General features: G+C 63.5%; 3 protein-coding genes. All 3 read left to right on the top strand.

Annotated features, from left to right (window positions below):
• Window positions 1-24: 24 nt before the first annotated feature.
• The 3 genes from repA to repC all read left to right on the top strand — a co-directional run bounded on the left by repA (window position 25) and on the right by repC (window position 3,436).
• Window positions 25-1,200, top strand: coding sequence for a plasmid partitioning protein RepA (repA, locus tag A3764_RS15760; RefSeq protein ID WP_067927862.1), 1,176 nt, complete (start codon window positions 25-27; stop codon window positions 1,198-1,200).
• Window positions 1,200-2,111, top strand: a complete 912-nt coding sequence (gene repB, locus A3764_RS15755; protein ID WP_067951760.1) for a plasmid partitioning protein RepB — start codon at window positions 1,200-1,202, stop codon at window positions 2,109-2,111. Before repA ends, repB begins: the two co-directional genes overlap by 1 nt.
• A gap of 170 nt (window positions 2,112-2,281) precedes the next feature.
• On the top strand, window positions 2,282-3,436 hold the full coding sequence (gene repC / locus A3764_RS15750; RefSeq protein WP_067923570.1) for a plasmid replication protein RepC: 1,155 nt from the start codon (window positions 2,282-2,284) through the stop codon (window positions 3,434-3,436).
• The last annotated feature ends 33 nt before the right edge of the window (window positions 3,437-3,469 follow it).

Here is a 3,469-nt window from a genome sequence, read left to right as displayed (position 1 = left end):
ATAAGATCGGACATCGAGGGCAGTATGAACGGATCTTTCCGCATCGACCAGCTGGTCGGGCAGCATGCGGCAAACCTGTCGGAACAATTGCAGGCGCATCGCCAGCAGCTTTATCCGCCGGACACCAAGCGCGTCATGCGCCGCTTCACCAGCGGCGAGGTCGCGCAACTTCTGGGCGTCAAGGACGCCTACCTGCGCAAGCTTCATCTCGAAGGGCGCGGGCCAGAGCCTGAAATCCGCTCCGGCGGGCGGCGCTATTATTCCCCGAGTGACATCCAGACCCTGCGCGAGATGCTCGAACAGGGCGCGAAGCTGCCGGGCACCTATCTGCCCGGCCGGCGCGAGGGCGATCACCTTCAGGTCGTGACGGTCATCAACTTCAAGGGCGGCTCGGGCAAGACCACCACGTCGGCCCATCTGGCGCAGAAACTCGCGCTCGACGGCTACCGGGTGCTGGGGGTCGATCTCGACCCTCAGGCGAGCTTTTCGGCCCTCTTGGGGTTTCAGCCCGAATTCGACCTGCTCGACGGTGGCACGCTCTACGATGCGATCCGATACGACGATCCCGTCCCCCTGAGCGAGGTGATCCAGCGCACCTATTTCCCCAATCTGGACGTGGTGCCCGGCAATCTCGACCTGATGGAATTCGAACATGACACGCCCCGGGTCCTGTCGCAGGGCACGGGGGAGTTCTTCTTTACCCGCGTGGCCGAAACGCTGGCCTCGGTGCAATCGGACTATGACATCGTGGTGATCGACTGCCCGCCGCAGCTTGGCTTTCTGTCCATGTCGGCGCTTTCGGCGGCGACGGCGGTGCTGGTGACGGTGCATCCCCAAATGCTCGACGTGATGTCCATGTGCCAGTTCCTGCTGATGACCTCCAACCTTCTGGGGGTCGTGGCGGACGCGGGCGGCGACATGAGTTTTGACTGGTTGCGCTATCTCGTGACCCGGTATGAGCCGGGCGACGGGCCGCAGAACCAGATGGTCAGCTTCATGCGGCAGATGTTCGGCGAACACGTGCTGAACCACACCGCGCTGAAGTCCACGGCCATCTCTGACGCGGGGCTGACGAAACAGACCCTGTATGAGGTTGAGAAATCGTTATTCACCCGTGCGACCTATGAACGCGCTATGGAGAGTTTGAATGCTGTGAATGGAGAGATCGAAGATCTGATTCAGAAAGCATGGGGACGCTGATGGCACGCAAGAACGTACTCGAAGGATTGATGAAACGCGAAGGCGGGGCCACGCCCCCTGCCCCGGCCAGCCCGCGCAGGGCCGCGGGCGCCATCGGCGCGGTGAGCCAGTCGCTGGCCGACCTGCGCACCCGGGCGCTGACCGAAGTCCCTTCGGACATGATCGACGACGCGGGCCTGCATGACCGGCTGGACAATGACCCCGCCGGCATCGGGGAGCTTGCCCGCTCGATCGAGGAATACGGCCAGCAGGTGCCCGTGATGCTGCGCCATTCGCCCAACGTGGAGGGCCGGTACGAAATCGTCTATGGCCGCCGCCGTGTCGCGGCGCTGAAGCGGCTGGGCCGCCCCGTCCGCGCGATGATCCGCGATCTGGACGACAAGGCGCTGATCGTGGCGCAGGGGCAGGAAAACAGCGCCCGCAAGGACCTCAGCTTTATCGAAAAGGCGCTGTTCGCCCGGCAGATGGAAGCGGCGGGTTTCGACCGCAAGGTGATCTGCGACGCGCTGCATATCGACAAGACGGTGGTGAGCCGGATGCTCACCGTGGCCGATTCCCTGCCCTGCAAGGTGATCGAGGCGATCGGCGCCGCCCCCTCGGCGGGGCGGGACCGCTGGATGACGCTGGCCAAACGGGCCACGGGCCACAGCCCCGAGGCGCTGATGGACGCGGCACGGGGCGATAGCTCCGACGAGCGGTTCAACGCCGTTTTCACCACCCTCGCCCCCGGCCCGCGCAAACCCGCCCCATCCCGGGCGCTGACCGCCGGGGACGGTGCCGAACTTGCGCGGTTGGAGCGCAGGGGCGGCAGACCCGTGATGACCTTCACGGGGGATGACGCCTTTGCCACATGGCTGGCCGACAATATTTCCGAAATTCATCGACGGTTCGAAGAAGACCGCGGCGAATAAAACCAGAGCAACAAGAACAGGAGGCACGAGCAGGACAAAAAAAGACCCCCCAGGACATTACATCCCGAAGGGCCGTTCTTTCTCGCAAATCGAACTTACCTTCCTCGGTTGACGGCTGTCAACAACACCTTGATTCAGGTGCCGGGTTTTTTTCGTCTTCGTGATATCGAATGCAGTACATTTCAACGACGTCCTTCGGGCGGCGGTCGGTTTCGGCTGGCGATCTGGCAGCGCGCGCGCTTGCCCGCGCCCCGCTTCCCCCGGAATCACGCGACAAATGGGCGATCCTGCGCGATCTGACAGAGGCGCGCACCGCCTTCGGGGTCAGTGACCGGGACCTCGCGGTGCTTTCCGCCCTCATCAGCTTTCACCCCCATGCCTCGTTGCTGGACGGCGACGGTACGGTGGTCTTTCCATCCAACGCCGCCCTCTCCGCCCGGGCCCACGGCATGGCCGAAAGCACGCTGCGGCGGCATCTGGCCGCCCTCACCCGCGCCGGGTTGATCCTGCGGCGGGACAGCCCCAACGGCAAACGCTACGCCCGGCGCGCGGCCCAAGGGGGACTTTCCGTGGCCTACGGCTTTGACCTGCGCCCCCTGCTCACCCGCGACGCAGAAATTGCCGCAGCCGCCCAGGCCGCACGGGAGGCCGCGGAACGCAGACGCCAGTTGCGGGAGATCGTCGTGCTGGCGCTCAGGGACGCGGTGGCGCTTTTGCCCTATGCAACCGACCGCGGGGAAACCGAGGACCGCCTCGATGCCGTGCGGCGGATTTTGCGGCGCAAGCTGGATCTGGACGCACTCGAGGCACTGAAGACTGAAATGCAGAGCCTGATCGGTGTGTTAGAGACCCATATCCCTCTGCCCGATACAGAAGAAGTGAGCGGCAATGACGCCCGGAATGAGCGGCACATACAGGATTCAAACAAAGATCTAATTGAATATGAAAGCGCTGAGGAAGAGGTGGGAATACCAAAGCGCGAAGCGAACGGCCTGACCCCACAGCTCGTCCTCTCTGCCTGTCCTGAAGCTCAGACCTTCTCTGAAAGCCCTGTTAGAGACTGGGAAAGCCTGCATCGATGCGCGGGACGCTTGCGCCCCATGCTGGGGATAACGGATCAGGCATGGAATGCGGCGCAGCGCGTCATGGGGCCGTTCGATGCGGCGATCACGGTTCTGGGTATCCTGCAACGTTTCGGCTCTATCCGCTCCCCCGGAGCCTATCTTCGGTCTTTGACTCAAAGGGCGGCAAAAGGCAGCTATTCCCCGAGGCCCATGATCATGGCGCTGATTGAGGCGCAGCAACCGGCAAACGGGTTAAGCTGAGAAATGGGGGCAGGGGCGAAGTTGACGGCTGTC

It is taken from the genome of Sulfitobacter sp. HI0129 (assembly GCF_001635395.1).
Lineage (GTDB): Bacteria > Pseudomonadota > Alphaproteobacteria > Rhodobacterales > Rhodobacteraceae > Sulfitobacter.
This window is presented reverse-complemented; position numbering and strand designations above follow the sequence as displayed.

What these genes read in the sequence shown, in the direction of transcription:
- repA (WP_067927862.1), top strand. Translation starts at nt 25, where the DNA reads ATGAACGGATCTTTCCGCATCGACCAGCTGGTCGGGCAGCATGCGGCA.
- repB (WP_067951760.1), top strand. Translation starts at nt 1,200, where the DNA reads ATGGCACGCAAGAACGTACTCGAAGGATTGATGAAACGCGAAGGCGGG.
- repC (WP_067923570.1), top strand. Translation starts at nt 2,282, where the DNA reads ATGCAGTACATTTCAACGACGTCCTTCGGGCGGCGGTCGGTTTCGGCT.